The sequence below is a fragment of the Streptococcus sp. oral taxon 431 genome, from assembly GCF_023110115.1.
Classification (GTDB): Bacteria; Bacillota; Bacilli; order Lactobacillales; family Streptococcaceae; genus Streptococcus.
In genome coordinates this window covers 436,762-452,029 of the sequence record NZ_JALDVP010000002.1, presented here as the reverse complement: position 1 = coordinate 452,029, position 15,268 = coordinate 436,762, and the positions used below count along the sequence as shown (strand labels likewise).

The 15,268-nt window shown below is 36.2% G+C and carries 20 protein-coding genes, 5 tRNA genes and 1 pseudogene; 17 read left to right on the top strand and 9 right to left on the bottom strand.

The annotated features are described in order from the left end of the window. The first annotated feature begins 67 nt into the window (after positions 1–67). The 5 genes from M1F91_RS05105 (at position 68) to M1F91_RS05085 (ending at position 488) form a co-directional block, all read left to right on the top strand. Positions 68–148 (top strand) — tRNA-Tyr (locus tag M1F91_RS05105). A 6-nt stretch (positions 149–154) separates the two neighbouring features. Further along, positions 155–225: transfer RNA gene (locus tag M1F91_RS05100), tRNA-Trp, on the top strand. A gap of 12 nt (positions 226–237) precedes the next feature. Beyond that, a tRNA-His gene (locus M1F91_RS05095) sits at positions 238–310 on the top strand. Between the two features lie 13 nt (positions 311–323). Beyond that, a tRNA-Gln gene (locus tag M1F91_RS05090) sits at positions 324–395 on the top strand. Positions 396–404: 9 nt separating this feature from the next. Further along, a tRNA-Leu gene (locus tag M1F91_RS05085) sits at positions 405–488 on the top strand. A gap of 84 nt (positions 489–572) precedes the next feature. Here the strand turns inward: M1F91_RS05085 and M1F91_RS05080 are convergent. The 9 genes and pseudogenes from M1F91_RS05080 to M1F91_RS05040 all read right to left on the bottom strand — a co-directional run bounded on the left by M1F91_RS05080 (position 573) and on the right by M1F91_RS05040 (position 6,888). Beyond that, positions 573–1,706, bottom strand: a complete 1,134-nt coding sequence (locus M1F91_RS05080; RefSeq protein ID WP_247912886.1) for a tyrosine-type recombinase/integrase — start codon at positions 1,704–1,706, stop codon at positions 573–575. After that, positions 1,696–1,902, bottom strand: coding sequence for a DUF3173 domain-containing protein (locus tag M1F91_RS05075; protein WP_247912885.1), 207 nt, complete (start codon positions 1,900–1,902; stop codon positions 1,696–1,698). The genes M1F91_RS05080 and M1F91_RS05075 overlap by 11 nt, the downstream gene beginning before the upstream one ends. Before the next feature lie 13 nt (positions 1,903–1,915). Beyond that, positions 1,916–2,698, bottom strand: a complete 783-nt coding sequence (locus tag M1F91_RS05070) for a Rep protein (protein WP_247912884.1) — start codon at positions 2,696–2,698, stop codon at positions 1,916–1,918. A 181-nt stretch (positions 2,699–2,879) separates the two neighbouring features. Then, positions 2,880–3,612: pseudogene (locus tag M1F91_RS05065) on the bottom strand (metallophosphoesterase). Between the two features lie 15 nt (positions 3,613–3,627). Next, positions 3,628–4,020, bottom strand: a complete 393-nt coding sequence (locus M1F91_RS05060; RefSeq protein ID WP_247912883.1) for a hypothetical protein — start codon at positions 4,018–4,020, stop codon at positions 3,628–3,630. 37 nt (positions 4,021–4,057) lie between these two features. Further along, positions 4,058–4,372 (bottom strand): hypothetical protein, encoded by a 315-nt coding sequence (locus M1F91_RS05055; protein WP_247912882.1) that lies wholly within the window; start codon positions 4,370–4,372, stop codon positions 4,058–4,060. Between the two features lie 95 nt (positions 4,373–4,467). Next, positions 4,468–5,787 (bottom strand): FtsK/SpoIIIE domain-containing protein, encoded by a 1,320-nt coding sequence (locus M1F91_RS05050; RefSeq protein WP_247912881.1) that lies wholly within the window; start codon positions 5,785–5,787, stop codon positions 4,468–4,470. 1 nt (position 5,788) lies between these two features. Beyond that, on the bottom strand, positions 5,789–6,007 hold the full coding sequence (locus M1F91_RS05045; protein ID WP_247912880.1) for a hypothetical protein: 219 nt from the start codon (positions 6,005–6,007) through the stop codon (positions 5,789–5,791). Positions 6,008–6,036: 29 nt separating this feature from the next. After that, positions 6,037–6,888 carry an endonuclease/exonuclease/phosphatase family protein gene (locus M1F91_RS05040; protein WP_247912879.1) on the bottom strand — a complete coding sequence of 284 codons (852 nt, stop codon included), beginning with the start codon at positions 6,886–6,888 and terminating at the stop codon, positions 6,037–6,039. A gap of 306 nt (positions 6,889–7,194) precedes the next feature. On the opposite strand from M1F91_RS05040, the gene M1F91_RS05035 reads away from it, so the two are divergent. The 12 genes from M1F91_RS05035 (at position 7,195) to M1F91_RS04980 (ending at position 15,233) form a co-directional block, all read left to right on the top strand. After that, the gene (locus tag M1F91_RS05035) at positions 7,195–7,374 is read left to right on the top strand and encodes a hypothetical protein (RefSeq protein ID WP_000414802.1); all 180 of its coding nucleotides are present in this window, start codon (positions 7,195–7,197) and stop codon (positions 7,372–7,374) included. Positions 7,375–7,820: 446 nt separating this feature from the next. Further along, on the top strand, positions 7,821–8,972 hold the full coding sequence (gene nagA, locus M1F91_RS05030) for an N-acetylglucosamine-6-phosphate deacetylase (RefSeq protein ID WP_247912878.1): 1,152 nt from the start codon (positions 7,821–7,823) through the stop codon (positions 8,970–8,972). A 139-nt stretch (positions 8,973–9,111) separates the two neighbouring features. Continuing rightward, entirely contained in the window at positions 9,112–10,170 is a 1,059-nt protein-coding gene (locus tag M1F91_RS05025) for a zinc-dependent alcohol dehydrogenase family protein (protein WP_000649456.1), read from the top strand. A gap of 137 nt (positions 10,171–10,307) precedes the next feature. Beyond that, a complete protein-coding gene (locus tag M1F91_RS05020) occupies positions 10,308–10,685 on the top strand; it encodes a DUF1033 family protein (protein ID WP_247912877.1) in 378 nt (125 codons plus the stop codon). Between the two features lie 57 nt (positions 10,686–10,742). Next, the gene (gene comGA / locus M1F91_RS05015) at positions 10,743–11,684 is read left to right on the top strand and encodes a competence type IV pilus ATPase ComGA (RefSeq protein WP_247912876.1); all 942 of its coding nucleotides are present in this window, start codon (positions 10,743–10,745) and stop codon (positions 11,682–11,684) included. Then, complete coding sequence (comGB, locus tag M1F91_RS05010) at positions 11,605–12,648, top strand: competence type IV pilus assembly protein ComGB (RefSeq protein ID WP_247912894.1); 1,044 nt, start codon at positions 11,605–11,607, stop codon at positions 12,646–12,648. The genes comGA and comGB overlap by 80 nt, the downstream gene beginning before the upstream one ends. After that, positions 12,649–12,972, top strand: a complete 324-nt coding sequence (gene comGC, locus M1F91_RS05005) for a competence type IV pilus major pilin ComGC (protein ID WP_000738607.1) — start codon at positions 12,649–12,651, stop codon at positions 12,970–12,972. Further along, positions 12,935–13,369, top strand: a complete 435-nt coding sequence (gene comGD / locus M1F91_RS05000) for a competence type IV pilus minor pilin ComGD (protein ID WP_247912875.1) — start codon at positions 12,935–12,937, stop codon at positions 13,367–13,369. The genes comGC and comGD overlap by 38 nt, the downstream gene beginning before the upstream one ends. Next, positions 13,332–13,634, top strand: coding sequence for a competence type IV pilus minor pilin ComGE (gene comGE / locus M1F91_RS04995; RefSeq protein WP_223338756.1), 303 nt, complete (start codon positions 13,332–13,334; stop codon positions 13,632–13,634). The genes comGD and comGE overlap by 38 nt, the downstream gene beginning before the upstream one ends. Next, positions 13,597–14,058, top strand: coding sequence for a competence type IV pilus minor pilin ComGF (gene comGF / locus M1F91_RS04990; protein ID WP_247912874.1), 462 nt, complete (start codon positions 13,597–13,599; stop codon positions 14,056–14,058). The genes comGE and comGF overlap by 38 nt, the downstream gene beginning before the upstream one ends. Beyond that, on the top strand, positions 14,036–14,473 hold the full coding sequence (comGG, locus tag M1F91_RS04985) for a competence type IV pilus minor pilin ComGG (RefSeq protein WP_247912873.1): 438 nt from the start codon (positions 14,036–14,038) through the stop codon (positions 14,471–14,473). The genes comGF and comGG overlap by 23 nt, the downstream gene beginning before the upstream one ends. A 58-nt stretch (positions 14,474–14,531) precedes the next feature. Continuing rightward, complete coding sequence (locus tag M1F91_RS04980; protein WP_074324295.1) at positions 14,532–15,233, top strand: histidine phosphatase family protein; 702 nt, start codon at positions 14,532–14,534, stop codon at positions 15,231–15,233. Positions 15,234–15,268: the final 35 nt, after the last annotated feature.

Below are 15,268 nucleotides of genomic sequence, written 5' to 3'. Positions count from 1 at the left end.
GAGCAATGGATTGAAGCTCCATGTGTCGGCGGTTCGATTCCGTCTCGCGCCATTTCTTATATTACACGGAAGGGTAGCGAAGAGGCTAAACGCGGCGGACTGTAAATCCGCTCCTTCGGGTTCGGGGGTTCGAATCCCTCCCCTTCCATCTTATACGGGCATAGTTTAAAGGTAGAACTAAGGTCTCCAAAACCTTCAGTGTGGGTTCAATTCCTACTGCCCGTGTTAAACGTTATGGCGGGTGTGGTGAAGTGGTTAACACATCAGATTGTGGCTCTGACATTCGGGGGTTCGATTCCCCTCACTCGCCTATTTTATATTATTGGGGTATAGCCAAGCGGTAAGGCAAGGGACTTTGACTCCCTCATGCGTTGGTTCGAATCCAGCTACCCCAGTTACTATTTGCCGGCGTGGCGGAATTGGCAGACGCGCTGGACTCAAAATCCAGTGTCCGCAAGGACGTGCCGGTTCGACCCCGGCCGCCGGTATAGTAATAAAGACAAGGTTTCTAAGCCTTGTCTTTTTTTCTGTTTATATCTACTAACTTCTTAAAGTTACCAAATATTTCCATTTTAAAAAATATCGTCTAATTTATTTGCTAAACTTTTCTGTTTACTTGGGTATAAATGTGAATATGTATCTATTGTAGTCGTTATTGAGGCATGCCCTAGACGTTCTTTTACTACTAGGTAATCTTCCCCTTGATTGATTAATAAGGAAGCATGTGAATGCCTTAAATCGTGTATACGTATTTTTTTGAGATTCTTATTCCTAGACAGTACTTGCTTAAATTTTTTATCAACCATATTTTTAGTTATTTTTATAGGCGTACTTTGAATAATTTGAAGACTATCAGTATCTGTTGTAAATTCTTTAAGCAAATCTTCTTGTTTCTCTTTCCAATCTGTTAGCATTACTGTTAGTTTATTATTTATTGTAATAAACCTAGTTCCAGCTCTTGTTTTTGTACTATTGATGTGATTTTCATTATTGACAAAGTAAGCTGTTTTTGTGACGTGTATCGTACTTGTTATTAAGTTTATATCATACCAGTTTAATGCTAGTATCTCTCCCATTCGCATACCAGTAAAAAACGCAATAGTAAAGAATAAGTCATAACTTATTTCATCTTTTGTAATGAGTTTTCTAAACTCATTAAATTCTTCTACACTCCAGAAATTTATAGTTGGCTTACTAATTGGCAATTTTCTTAGATTATCAACAGGATTTTTATCTATCAAAGATTTTCTTACCCCAGTATCAAAAATTTTTTTGAGAAGTATCATTATTTTATTGACTGTATTGGGACTTAATGTAGAATTACTATTTTGTTTTTTAGACTTTGTTTTGAGATGTTCTCGAAACTCAAAAATGTGTTCATAAGACAATTTGTTTAAGTTTGTATCTTTAAAGTAAGGCTTTATATGACGTTCATAGTTATTTTTCTGTGTACTAATATAGCTGATTTTCCTGTTGTTTTGTAGGTCTTCCTCTTCAAGTATATTGAAGAGCATATCGGTTGTTACCAAAAAATCAAATCGTTTTTCTCTTAGTTCGACAACTCGGATATGTTGTTCTATATCTAAAGCCTCTTTCTTGGTTTTGAAACCTTTGCGAATGATTCGTATCCGCTTTTGTGTAACTGGGTGAAAACCGTCAGAAATATCAATAGTCCATGTCCCGTTTTTGGCTTTTTTAACTGTCATGATGTGCACCTAAAGAAACATCAAAACCGAGTAATTCGGTAGCAATAGTAGCAGGTATAGTACCAATTCGTTTATTTTGATATACTCCAAATCCTCTTGCAATTAGTAGTTCCTTTCCTTGCCTGATAATACGTTTAGAAGTACCCTCAGAAAACCCAAGAGCAACTAGGTCATTCTTATTTATGGTTGATATCATGTGACTTACTCCTTTATTCTTCTAGTTTGATTTTCTTATACTTTACATGATTATCGAAATACTGACCGTCTTTATAGACCTTACTAGTGTATTCCGTTTCATATAGTACGATTGAACTATCATAGTTAAAATCTTCATAAGTATAAAATTTATCTTCATCAGGCTTTTTTAAGTTGCGTGAAGAAAAATAGGCTTGCTTTCCGAAGTTTTCCAACAATTCTTGTCCAATCCCTTTTTCAAAATACTTTGTGACATATCGACCGCGATTTTCTTTACTGTCTACATCAACTTTATTTATCCGTACTGCTCCATGTCCCCAAAGTTCCAAGAGTTGACGGTGTGGTACATAAGGGACGCTGAAAAGCAGAATATGAGCATGCCATGCTCCACGTTTTTGCTTTTCTAATACTGTTAAATATTTTAATTTACTTTTCTTGGTATTAAAGATATGGTAGTTAAAGCGTTTTATAAAAGTTTTTAGTAAGTCTTTAAAGTGGTTTCTATCAATGATATTTTCTTTAGTAGTCAGGGTTAGAAATGAAGTATTGTCATCATAATTACAATCGACTAATCGGAGTAAGTTCCACTTTGCTTCTAAGCGAGTTTTTTTCATACGCTCAAGACGTTGTTCTTGTTCTTCAGGTGTAAGTTCATCAAATGTTCTACGTTGTGATTTTTCTTTGCTTTTAGTATCTGTATCTGAAATAGGTTTTCCTTTTGAAAAGATTGGCTTGTCATATTCCCAAATTTCAATATAGGAAGAAGTGCGGACTATTTTTTTATTATATGATGTCATAAAAAATAGTTCCTTTTTGGTTGGCTTTCGCCAAAAGATTGTCTATATAATAAATAAACTATTAGGAGGAGCAAAGCTCCTCCTAACTTTTATCATGTGACCTAAGCACTGCTCTGCTAAACACGCTTCCAGCTTGCCGACCTCCAGTCGGCAGTTTTGCCTAGGAACACATGATTAAAAGTTACAGAAAGTAATATTTCTTAGTAATTGTATCATAGCAGATAACAGGTATTGTTTTGCTATTCTTTACATCTCCATCAATAAAGTAATGATTTTTACTATCATAGTAAATCTTTCCTTGGTAAGTTTTATCTTTAGCTACTTCCCAAGAAGCAACATGACCAGAAACAATATCTTTTAAAAATCCACCAGTGTTAAGAGGAAATTTATTTGTAAACATTTCTGAACTCGTTAGCTCTTTCCAAAGCTTGCCAGCTTCTTCATCAATGCCAGCGTGGACAAATATTTGTGAGTCTGTCTCGTAATACCTCTTTTTTTTTATAGTGTGTTTGAAACCATTTTATAAAAGTAGAAAATTTGATATTTGTTTTAATTTCATTTTTAACACCTGTTTCAAAATTTTCAGGATTTGATTTTAAAATATAGTCCAATTCCTCTGGGGAGAAGAAGCTCCTTATTGTCTCTGGGAATGCAGAAGCAGTAGGCTTATCTAAAATCAACCAATCATAAAACCATTCTTCATGATTTCCAAATAGCGTAATAATTTGTTTTGGATAAATTTTTTCAAGTTCAATTATTTTAGAAATGACTTGAAAAGATTGAGAACCATTATCAATATAGTCCCCAAGTAAGATAAGTCGACTTTGTTTATCTGATAAGTCTATTTTATTAAGAGATTTAATAAACTCATTGTAGTGTCCATGAATATCAGATATGGAATAATAAATTGACATATAAGGTTCTTTCTATTATAAACGTGAACTTACAGCATAAATGTAATTTATATAATTAGCAAAATCACCCATACGTTTTCTATCATCGTAAAATTTGTCAAACCAGGATACATCTTTACCTTCAATCTGTGCTAAACCTCTAATAGCTTGCAGATTATGAATTATTCTATCATGAATAATACTCCTAGAGGGGTCAAGAGAATTTTGTTCTTCAATAGTAAGTGTTAGCCATTTTCCCCTCATTTCGGCATATTGTGCACTATACTCAACTAATTCTTTCCAATATACTTGGAATTCAGGGTCATGAATGTTGGAAGAATTAATTAAAGAATCATAAATCATTCTTGCTTCTTCAAATGAGATAACGCCTATCTCATTTAAACAATCTTGGTAAGTTAAAATTTGCATAGTAAGCTCCTTAATTTTTTAAAAAAATTATAACACATTATTTAGTAATTAGAATTACATCAGAACAAGCGAACCACAAATTTCCATTAAATTGCCCTACATTTAAATCTTTAAGAGTAACAGGACAAGTCTTGTTGTTTAGCATTTCTTGAACAGAAGCAGTAGGAGTTAAAGTGCTTACTTTAACGGTTATCATTTCCATAAAAAAAGGAGAATCATCATCTTGGATTGAAACATTAAGACGTAGTGCTACAGGTTTATTTGCTTCTCTGTCCAAAACTTCTGTATATCCTTTTACTGCCACGAATTTATTTCCTAATAATTCTGGTTTAAGAAAATCGTTAATTTTCATATAATACCTCGTTTCTTTTTATCATCGCTTAAGCGATGAGGAACAGATATTTTTGCTGAAAATCTATTGAATTTAAGCAAAAATATCCGTTGGAATTAGTTTGTTTCTGTTAGATATAATTGTAGCTCCTTGATAAAATCAAATTGCTTAACATCAAGATAAGGACTCTCCCAATATTGAGCCGTTTCTTTTCCTGAGCCTTGCATGTAAAGATAGCCAGCCCCTTTTACCTCAATTGGTTTTAATTTATCAGGAGTTGCAGAGCCAAAGACCATTCGATAACCCTCGGTTGAGTTAGCTCCCAGGGATATGCGTAGTCCTAAATTATCACGTAGGTCAGTATTTAGAGTTTCGGCTCTCATTTGTTGAGCTGAAATTAGGATAAATACCCCAGCTTGTCGCCCAAGTAGAATGATTTGCTTGATACCGTCCATCACTTCCGTGATAATCTCTCTTGATTTTTTATCTGAACCTGTAGCTTGAAATGCTCCCATTTCATCAAATATAAGGCATACAGGCTTATATCCATGCTGAGTAAAATTGGAACCGTATTGGAAGTTATCACGCATGACTTGATATCGTTCCTGCATTTCCTCAACTACGACTCTCACAATACGAGCTATATTATTTGGGGTGGTTGCTACGTATTTATTTCCAAAGTAATGAGACAAGCTACCTAGGTCAGAGTTTTTAGGGTCAGCTATATAAACTGTTGATTGACGTTTTAGAAATTCTAAAATCAAAACAGATATAAGCACTGATTTCCCACTTCCAGTTCCCCCTGATACTAAAATATGCGGGCATTTGACAGGGTTATAATTTACACCATATCCTAAATCTATATCAAGGCTATCTATCTCTTGTCGCTGGTTGTGAGATTGTAGAACTAGTCTTTCGGGCTTTATGTAATAGAAATGATATTCTGTAAAACTAGGTCTAATAATCTTTTCCTCAAGCTCTAGTTCAAGCACGCCAGAAAGTACATCATCAAGTGATTGAACTTTTTTACTAAATTCATCACCCGTTATAAGAGCTTTGATAAGAACATGACCTTTTTGTCTATCTAGCTCGTATTCTAATACTGCACTTCTGACGATTTTTTCATAGCCAGAGCTATCCTTAGAGGTGGTATATAGTCGGTTTGTGTGTAGAACGTATAATAAGCTTTCCCTAAGTATTAAATAAAAATCTAGATTGTAGCGAAAAGATTTTAATTTAAAATTAATTTTATATATAAGAAAGCCACCAAGCAAGAATAATAGGATTTGAAGAAAAACAGGAGCTCGTATATTGGCAATAATAGCAAATGTAGTGCAGATAGTGAGTGCTATTATTGAAAAGTGTGCTACTTTTAATTTACTACTAGTAATAATGTAAGTTTTGGTTAAATCTGCTACTGTTCGTAATTTAAACATATTAGATACCTTTTATTTTATCCATGATGTCTTTTAGAAATTCGTAAACTCCTATGAGCTTGATTTTCGCGAAATAATAGATAGAAATAAATAATGGAATACATCCAAGAAGAAGGGCAGCAACTGAGAAGAAATGCCCTTGAGGAAGAATAAAAATTCCTATGCTAGCTAATATTAGAAATCCTAAAAGAAATATATATGCTTTTAAATTATCACTCATTTTGCATTACCTCCTCTAATGAACAAGTACTATAAAGAGATAGAGGCTGAAAGAATAGCGTGGTCGGGGAAGCCAACTTTATTTTGATATTTGGGATTTTTAGTGAACTCCCAGCTATATTTAATATCGCTGATTTCTGCTAAGTTTGAAAACAAGTGGTCATTCCTAATATAGCGTTTTATATTATCTGCCCTTATTTTTGGGTTAATCCATGAATAGACTTCATCATAATTACCTGTAGGAGAGTAGGTGGCAAGATTTACTTCATTCATTTTTTCGACTACGAGAGGATAAGAATAATAATTTTGTAAAAACTCCTTATCATGTTCCCATGAGTCTGTTTTTTGATGTTCAAAGTAGTGATAATTGTTAAAGTCGCCCATAATAAGAATGTTCCCGTTTAATTTACGAACGTATTCTGTAATATACTCAATTTGTAGCAAGCGTTCTTTAGCGTCCTTGACTAAAAGTGGTAATTTTCTATTATAGGGGAGTTTATTATTAATGGTAGCAATTTTTATTCTCGCACCAATGATATGCAAGGGAGCACCTTCTAAATCAATTTGTAGATGTAAAAAATCGGGAAACATTTCCTCTTTTGGGAAAGTTGTTATTCGGGGAAGTGTAACGAATTTTGTTTTTATTGCTATCAAAATTTCATTTTGAAATTTTTTGATATATTCAGGATACATAAATAAAGAGTAACCTAAAGATTTTAGTTGTTCACAAAATTCAAAGTGATTTTTTCCTTTTACGTACTCTGTTAAGCACACAATATCTGCATCTAAATGTTTTAACTCATTTACAACCACATCAGGAATTTGTTCTCCAAGGCCAGAACGTTGGTTAACGTTCCAATTCAAAATTTTAAGTTGTGTCATAATTAAACCTTTCTATTCCGTTAGTAAATCAGCAAGAGGAGGAGTTCTCCTCCCGCTAGTCGCTCAAGCCGTCAAAGATTTCTCCTTGTTCGTCTTCATCATAATAGCTTTCCAATTCTTCATAGAAGTAATCTAAAGCCTCTTGTTCCAATTTATCCATACTAGTTCCTTTCGTTGTTTTAAATAGCTATTCACTAGTTCATAGCTATTATATTCAAAAAAATAGCTTTTGTCAACAAAAAAAATAGCTAATTACTAGTTTTTTTGTTAAAATAAACTTAATTAATTAAATAAAGGAGAGTTATAATGGAGAAACAAATAGCTTTTTATATGACAAAACGTTCATCGGATGAATTAGATGAAATCCAAAAAATTATTGCTGAAAAAGAAGGTCGTGTAACTAAGGCTTATATTTTAAATCAAGCAATTTATAAGTACTATGAATACATAAAGGAATATTATAAAATTGATGAAGAAATAAAATAGGTGAATACACTAATTCCTAAAAATTTCCAAAAAATAAAAAATTCCACCGTTTTTGCGATAGAAGTAGTCGCTTATAATACTGTTTTTAATGGGTTCTCGCTCTTACAACCCCTCAAGAATCAAACTCAAAATCCAGTGTCCGCAAGGACGTGCCGGTTCGACCCCGGCCGCCGGTATAGTATTAAAGACAAGGTTTTCGGACCTTGTTTTTTTAATTTCTCTTCCATTTTTTTCTCTCGCAGTTACTTAAAATTACTTATATTTTTCTAAATTTTATTGTTAACCTGAATGATCAATATTACTTTACTATATATTTACTAAATCTTATATTATTTCTTTATAAATTTAACTATAATAGGTCTATACCATTTACAAATTACACAGAAAGGTTTATAATGTAATTGACATAATAAATATTAGAAAAATGAATTACGGAGGTTATCATTATGCCTAAATATATTAAAGCGGATCAATTTTTCTATCCTCATGGTGTTCGCCGTGGCGGTTTTCTAGAACTAATTGATGGTAAATTTGGTAAGCATGTGGATCAAGTATCTGAGGACTCAGAAATTATTGACTATACTGGTTATAGTATTGCTCCTGGTCTTGTTGATACACATATTCACGGATTTGGTGGAGTTGATGTTATGGATAATAACATCGAAGGTACACTTCATACGATGAGTGAAGGCCTTCTTAGCACAGGTGTTACTAGTTTCCTACCAACTACACTAACTTCATCATACGAACAATTGCTGGCTGTTACTGAAAACATTGGAGCACGATATCAAGAAGCATCTGGTGCGAAGATTCGTGGTATTTATTTTGAAGGACCTTACTTCACCGAAGAATTTAAGGGGGCTCAAAATCCTGCCTATATGAAAGATCCACGTATGGATGAATTCCGCGCTTGGCAAAAGGCTGCTAATGGTCTTCTTAATAAAATTGCTCTTGCACCTGAACGTGATGGTGTTGAGGATTTTGTACGTACAATTACTGGTGAAGGTGTAACTGTTGCTCTTGGTCACTCTAATGCTACCTTTGATGAAGCAAAAAAAGCTGTTGATGCTGGAGCTAGTGTATGGGTTCACGCCTATAATGGAATGCGTGGCTTAACACACCGCGAACTTGGTATGGTTGGTGCTATGTATGAGTTACCACACACTTATGCAGAATTGATTTGTGATGGTCATCACGTGGATCCTAAGGCTTGCGAAATTCTTCTTAAACAAAAAGGAACTGAAAATATTGCCCTTATCACTGACTGTATGACAGCAGGTGGTTTGCAAGATGGTGATTATATGTTAGGTGAATTTCCAGTTGTAGTTGCAAATGGGACTGCTCGCCTTAAATCTACAGGTAACTTGGCAGGTTCCATTCTCAAACTTAAAGATGGTTTGAAAAATGTCGTTGAGTGGGGAATTGCAAATCCTCATGAAGCAGTCATGATGGCTAGTCTAAACCCAGCTAAATCAGTTCATATCGATGACGTCTGTGGACAAATTCGTGAAGGCTACGATGCTGACTTTATCGTGCTAGATAAAGATTTGGAATTAGTAGCAACTTATCTAGATGGTGAAAAACGTTATCAAGCATAATCTAAAAAGTAGAAACGATTTTCGTTTCTTCTTTTTTTAAATTAATTTGTTATTTCTTTCACAATTCACTTGATTTTTTCAATGAAAAGGCTTACAATTATGATATAAATAATACAAATAAAAAAGCGGAGGATTGCTTATGAAAGCTTATACTTACGTTAAACCAGGCCTTGCGTCATTTGTTGATGTTGACAAACCAGTTATTCGCAAGCCAACAGATGCTATTGTGCGTATCGTTAAGACTACTATTTGTGGTACAGACCTTCATATTATTAAAGGGGATGTTCCTGCTTGTAAGAGTGGAACTATCCTAGGACATGAAGGAATTGGTATTGTAGAGGAAGTCGGAGCAGGAGTTTCAAACTTCAAAAAGGGTGATAAGGTTTTGATTTCTTGCGTTTGTGCATGTGGCAAGTGTTACTATTGTAAAAAAGGAATCTATGCTCACTGTGAAGACGAGGGTGGATGGATTTTTGGACATTTGATTGACGGTATGCAAGCAGAATATCTTCGTGTGCCTCATGCTGATAATACTCTTTATCATACTCCAGCTGACTTGTCTGATGAAGCTTTGGTTATGTTATCTGATATCTTGCCAACTGGCTATGAAATTGGTGTCTTAAAAGGGAAAGTTGAGCCTGGTTGTAGTGTAGCTATCGTTGGTTCAGGGCCAGTTGGATTGGCAGCTCTCTTGACGGCACAATTCTATTCTCCAGCTAAATTGATTATGGTGGACCTAGACGATAATCGCTTGGATACTGCAGTTTCTTTCGGTGCTACTCATAAGATTAATTCTTCAGACCCTGAAAAAGCAATTCAAGAAATTTATGATTTGACAGATGGTCGAGGTGTAGATGTCGCTATTGAGGCGGTAGGAATTCCTGCAACGTTTGATCTCTGTCAAAAGATTATCGGTGTAGACGGAACAGTAGCCAACTGTGGTGTGCATGGTAAACCAGTTCAGTTTGATTTGGACACTCTTTGGATTCGGAACATTAATGTAACTACCGGATTGGTTTCTACCAATACAACTCCTCAATTGTTAAAAGCTTTGGAAAGCCATAAAATTGAACCAGAAAAATTGGTAACTCATTATTTCAAACTTAGTGAAATAGAAAAGGCCTATGAAGTATTTAGTAAGGCCGCTGATCATCATGCGATTAAAGTGATCATTGAAAACGATATTTCAGAAGGTTAATCTTGTTTTTAAATCCAGTTATTCGTTTTTGAATAGCTGGATTTTTTGAAAATGTTATATAATTCGTGAAAATGAGCAAAATTCTTTCATTGTTCTCAAAATTTCGCTATAATATACGGTACAAAGGAAGTTAAACTATGTATCGAGTTATAAAAATGTACGGAGATTTTGAACCGTGGTGGTTTATAGAAGGCTGGGAAGACGACGTCATTGCGAGCAAAAAATTTGATAACTATTATGACGCTTTGAAATATTATAAGTCTTGTTGGTTTGAGTTAGAAAAGGAGATTCCCCTTTACAAAAGTAGAGGAGACTTGATGACTATTTTTTGGGATCCAGAAGATAAACGCTGGTGTGAAGAATGCGATGAATTTCTTCAGCAATATTATTCCTTGGCTTTGTTGGAAGATGGTCAAGTCATTCCTGATGAAAAATTTAGACCTGGTTACGAAAAGCAGACTGGTTTAGAAATCCACCGTACTTGTCGTATAAAAAAAGAAGAAACAACTTTTTAATGAAGTTGTTTCTTCTTTTTTATATTTTCTTCGAATAATAAGAATGAGGAGGAAGATATGGTACAAATACTTGCACAAGAATTGATTACACTGGCCAAAAAACAGGGAGCTCAGGACATCTATTTTATTCCTAAAGAAAAGATTTACGAGCTACATATGCGAGTTGGAGATGAGAGACATTTGATTAACACCTATGACTTTGAAAAGTTGGGGGCTGTCATTAGTCATTTTAAGTTTATTGCGGGGATGAACGTTGGAGAAAAACGCCGTAGTCAGCTTGGTTCCTGTGATTATCAGCATGGAAATAAGGTTTCTTCATTACGCTTATCGACGGTGGGAGATTATCGTGGTCATGAGAGTCTAGTTATCCGGCTTTTGCATGATCAAGAACAAGAGTTGCGCTTCTGGTTTCAGGACCTTAAGGAACTGGAAAAGGGCTTTAGGCAACGCGGGCTTTATCTTTTTGCAGGCCCCGTAGGAAGTGGTAAAACTACTTTGATGCATGAATTAGCCAAGTCATTGTTTAAGGGTCGGCAGGTCATGTCCATTGAAGATCCAGTAGAAATTAAGCAGGAAGAGATGCTGCAATTACAGCTCAATGAAGCTATCGGACTGAGCTATGAAAACTTGATAAAACTTTCCCTACGACATCGTCCAGATCTTTTAATTATTGGAGAAATTCGAGATAGTGAAACAGCCCGTGCCGTTGTACGAGCTAGTCTGACAGGTGCCACGGTATTCTCGACAATCCATGCCAAGAGTGTTCGTGGTGTCTATGAGCGTCTTTTAGAACTGGGTGTCAGTGAAGATGAACTAGCAGTTGTTTTACAAGGTGTTTGTTACCAGAGACTAATCGGGGGAGGAGGAATCATTGATGTTGCAAATGGAAATTATCAAGAACACCAGGCAGAAAAGTGGAATGGACAAATTGACCAGCTTCTTAAAGAAGGACATATCACTGCCCTTCAAGCTGATACGGAGAAAATTAGCTACCAGTAAGCAGAAGAAAATCATCACTCTCTTTAACAATTTATTTTCTAGTGGTTTTCATCTGGTAGAAATCATTTCCTTTCTAGATAGAAGTCTCTTGTTGGAAAAGGAATATGTATCGCAGATGCGCCTAGGACTTGCGCAAGGAAAGTCTTTTTCGGAAATGATGGGTCATTTAGGTTTCTCGAGTGCGATTGTCACGCAACTTTCATTGGCTGAAGTTCATGGGAATCTCCATTTGAGTTTGGGGAAAATTGAAGAATATTTGGATAATCTTGCTAAGGTCAAGAAGAAGTTAATTGAAGTTGCGACCTACCCACTTATTTTGCTAGCTTTCTTACTGCTCATTATGATGGGTTTGCGAAATTATCTCTTGCCCCAACTGGATAGTAGTAACATAGCTACCTTAGTGATTAGTAACCTGCCACAGATTTTTCTTGGGTTTGTTCTAGCACTGGGTTTAGCATCTTTAACTGGGCTGATTTTCTACAGGAAGTCTGCGAAGATTCAAGTTTTCTCTTTTTTGGCTAGAATCCCCTTTATAGGTGTGTTTATTCAGTATTATCTAACTGCCTATTATGCTCGAGGATGGGGTAATATGATTGGTCAAGGTCTGGAGCTATCACAGATTTTCCAGATGATGCAGGAGCAAGGAAATCCTCTTTTTAGGGAAATAGGACAAGATTTAGATCAAGCCTTGCAAAATGGGCATGAATTTTCGAAAGTTGTGCAACATTATCCTTTCTTTAGAAGAGAGTTGGGTTTAATCATTGAATACGGAGAGGTCAAATCCAAACTGGGGAGCGAATTGGAAATCTATGCAGAAAAAACTTGGGAGGCATTTTTTACCCGAGTCAATCGTACCATGAATCTAGTTCAACCGCTGGTATTTATTTTTGTAGCCCTGCTAATCGTTTTATTGTACGCAGCCATGTTGCTGCCAATGTATCAAAATATGGAGGTAAATTTTTAGATGAAAAAGATGATGATGAAATTAAAAGAAGCCAAGGCAAAAGCTTTTACACTGGTCGAAATGTTGGTCGTGTTGCTCATCATTAGTGTCCTACTCTTACTGTTTGTGCCAAATCTTACTAAGCAAAAGGATGCAGTGAATGACAAGGGTAAAGCAGCTGTCGTCAAGGTGGTAGAAAGCCAAGCTGAACTCTATACTCTAGATAAAAATGAGGATGCTAGTCTAAGTAAACTAGAGGCAGATGGACGCATCACTGCTGAGCAAGCAAAAGCCTATAAGGAATATCATGCAAAACAAGGGACAAGTCAAACAGTTGCGGATTAGGGCTTTCACCATGTTAGAAAGTTTATTAGTTTTAGGAATAGCTAGTATGTTAGCCTTGGGCTTGTCCAGTTCAGTCCAGTCGACTTTTGCGGCTGTGGAAGAACAAATTTTCTTTATGGAGTTTGAGGAACTTTATCGGGAAACCCAGAAGCGAAGTCTGGCTAGTCAACAAAAGATGAACTTGATTTTAGAAGAGAGAAGCATTGGCAATGGCTATCAGAAATTAGCGATTCCGAAAGGAATTCAATTACAGTCTAATCAGTCAATCACCTTTGACAAGGCTGGTGGGAATTCGTCTCTGGCGAGCGTGAGATTTCAAACAAGGAAAGAAGTGGTTCGCTACCAACTATATCTAGGAAATGGAAAGATTAAACGTATTCAAGAAGCAAAAAATTAAGGCAGTTATTCTACTGGAGGCAGTGATTTCACTCGCTATTTTTGCCAGTATTGCAACCCTCTTGCTAGGGCAGATTCAAGAAAGTAGACGACAGGAAGCAAGACTCATGGAACAGGAGGAAGTTTTGCGAGTGGCTCGAATGGCATTGCAGACTGGGCAAAAGCAGTTGACTGTCAATGGGCTTACGGTTAATGTTGTCTCGAATGAGCGAGGTTTGGAGGTGTATCATGAGACTGAAAAATTACTGGCGATTGAGGAAAAGTAAAGCTAGAGCTTTTACACTTTTAGAATCCCTGGTTGCCCTTCTTGTTATTAGTGGTAGCTTGCTCCTCTTTCAAGCTATGAGTCAACTCTTGGTTTCAGAGGTTCGCTATCAGCAGAAAAGTGAGCAGAAGGAGTGGCTCATATTTGTGGATCAGCTGGAAGCGGAGTTGAATCGAGCGCAATTTGAAAAAGTGGAGAATGATAGACTTTACCTCAAACAGGAAGGGAACCCCATTTCCATGGGTAAATCAAAGTCAAATGATTTCCGGAAAACAGATGCTAGTGGACGTGGTTATCAACCCATGGTCTACGGTCTAAAATCAGCTCGAATTCAAGAAAAAGGGCAGGAGCTGCACTTTCACTTTCAGTTTGAAAAGGGACTAGAGAGGGAATTTATCTATCGTGTTGAGAAAGAAAAAAGTTAGAGCAGGAGTTCTCCTATACGCTGTCACTATTGCTGGAATTTTTAGTCTTTTGTTGCAGTTTTATCTAAATCGGCAAGTAGCACATCATCAGGATTATGCCTTAAATAAAGAAAAACTTCTTGCATTTGCTATGGCTAAGAGAACCTATGAAAAAGCTTCTTCTGAAAATGGAGAGCAGTCATTTAATGTAGGGAAGTCAACTTATCGAAATGACGAAAAATTCTTCACAACGACTATTGACACAGGAAAAAATAAGTTTGAATTTCACTTTTCTCCTTTAAAAAAGACCGGTCAAAAGTCTGAGAAAACAGAAAACAGGTCCAAAGAAGGAAATGAGGAGAAAACAGAAGAAGGAGTCAAAAAAGAGACTGCTAGGTCTTCCAAATTAGCACCTTCAAAGAACAACACAGAGTAGTTTGGACGAGGTTTTTACCTGAAATCGTGCTATAATAGATACATATGGAGGACCAAAAATGGCAAGTGTAAAATTGTATCTAGTGCGTCATGGGAAAACAATGTTTAATACGATTGGGCGTGCTCAAGGCTGGAGTGATACTCCTTTAACAGCTGAAGGTGAGCGAGGTATTCATGAATTGGGAATTGGCTTGCGTGAGTCAGGCTTAAAGTTTGAGCGTGCTTATTCAAGTGACTCAGGACGTACCATCCAGACTATGGGAATTATCCTTGAGGAACTAGGTTTGACAGGACAAATTCCTTATCGTATGGATAAGCGAATCCGTGAATGGTGCTTTGGTAGTTTTGATGGTGCTTATGATGGGGACTTATTTATGGGGATTATTCCTCGTATCTTTAATGTCGACCATGTGCATCGTTTGTCCTATGCTGAGCTGGCTGAAGGTCTGGTAGAAGTGGACACAGCAGGTTGGGCTGAGGGCTGGGAAAAACTAAGTGGTCGTATCTGGGAAGGTTTTGAAGCCATTGCCAAGGAAATGGAAGCTAATGGGGGAGGGAATGCTCTCGTTGTCAGTCATGGAATGACAATTGGAACTATTGTTTACCTCATTAACGGCATGCATCCACATGGTCTTGATAACGGAAGTGTGACGATTCTAGAGTACGAAGATGGTCAGTTCTCAGTCAAGATTGTTGGGGACTGTAGCTACCGTGAAATTGGACGAGTTAAGCTAGACGAGCAAGATAGTTCAGAGCAATAAAATTCAGCACTAAATTTAGAAGAATTTTTAAAGGA

Bases quoted from the DNA above. Each gene is read 5' to 3' on its own strand.
- comGE (WP_223338756.1), top strand. From the start codon at position 13,332: ATGGAAAGATTAAACGTATTCAAGAAGCAAAAAATTAAGGCAGTTATT.
- comGA (WP_247912876.1), top strand. From the start codon at position 10,743: ATGGTACAAATACTTGCACAAGAATTGATTACACTGGCCAAAAAACAG.
- M1F91_RS04980 (WP_074324295.1), top strand. From the start codon at position 14,532: ATGGCAAGTGTAAAATTGTATCTAGTGCGTCATGGGAAAACAATGTTT.
- M1F91_RS05060 (WP_247912883.1), bottom strand. From the start codon at position 4,020: ATGCAAATTTTAACTTACCAAGATTGTTTAAATGAGATAGGCGTTATC.
- comGC (WP_000738607.1), top strand. From the start codon at position 12,649: ATGAAAAAGATGATGATGAAATTAAAAGAAGCCAAGGCAAAAGCTTTT.
- comGB (WP_247912894.1), top strand. From the start codon at position 11,605: ATGGACAAATTGACCAGCTTCTTAAAGAAGGACATATCACTGCCCTTC.
- M1F91_RS05040 (WP_247912879.1), bottom strand. From the start codon at position 6,888: ATGACACAACTTAAAATTTTGAATTGGAACGTTAACCAACGTTCTGGC.
- M1F91_RS05070 (WP_247912884.1), bottom strand. From the start codon at position 2,698: ATGACATCATATAATAAAAAAATAGTCCGCACTTCTTCCTATATTGAA.
- M1F91_RS05045 (WP_247912880.1), bottom strand. From the start codon at position 6,007: ATGAGTGATAATTTAAAAGCATATATATTTCTTTTAGGATTTCTAATA.
- comGF (WP_247912874.1), top strand. From the start codon at position 13,597: ATGAGACTGAAAAATTACTGGCGATTGAGGAAAAGTAAAGCTAGAGCT.
- M1F91_RS05055 (WP_247912882.1), bottom strand. From the start codon at position 4,372: ATGAAAATTAACGATTTTCTTAAACCAGAATTATTAGGAAATAAATTC.
- nagA (WP_247912878.1), top strand. From the start codon at position 7,821: ATGCCTAAATATATTAAAGCGGATCAATTTTTCTATCCTCATGGTGTT.
- comGD (WP_247912875.1), top strand. From the start codon at position 12,935: ATGCAAAACAAGGGACAAGTCAAACAGTTGCGGATTAGGGCTTTCACC.
- M1F91_RS05025 (WP_000649456.1), top strand. From the start codon at position 9,112: ATGAAAGCTTATACTTACGTTAAACCAGGCCTTGCGTCATTTGTTGAT.
- M1F91_RS05035 (WP_000414802.1), top strand. From the start codon at position 7,195: ATGGAGAAACAAATAGCTTTTTATATGACAAAACGTTCATCGGATGAA.
- M1F91_RS05050 (WP_247912881.1), bottom strand. From the start codon at position 5,787: ATGTTTAAATTACGAACAGTAGCAGATTTAACCAAAACTTACATTATT.
- M1F91_RS05020 (WP_247912877.1), top strand. From the start codon at position 10,308: ATGTATCGAGTTATAAAAATGTACGGAGATTTTGAACCGTGGTGGTTT.
- M1F91_RS05075 (WP_247912885.1), bottom strand. From the start codon at position 1,902: ATGATATCAACCATAAATAAGAATGACCTAGTTGCTCTTGGGTTTTCT.
- M1F91_RS05080 (WP_247912886.1), bottom strand. From the start codon at position 1,706: ATGACAGTTAAAAAAGCCAAAAACGGGACATGGACTATTGATATTTCT.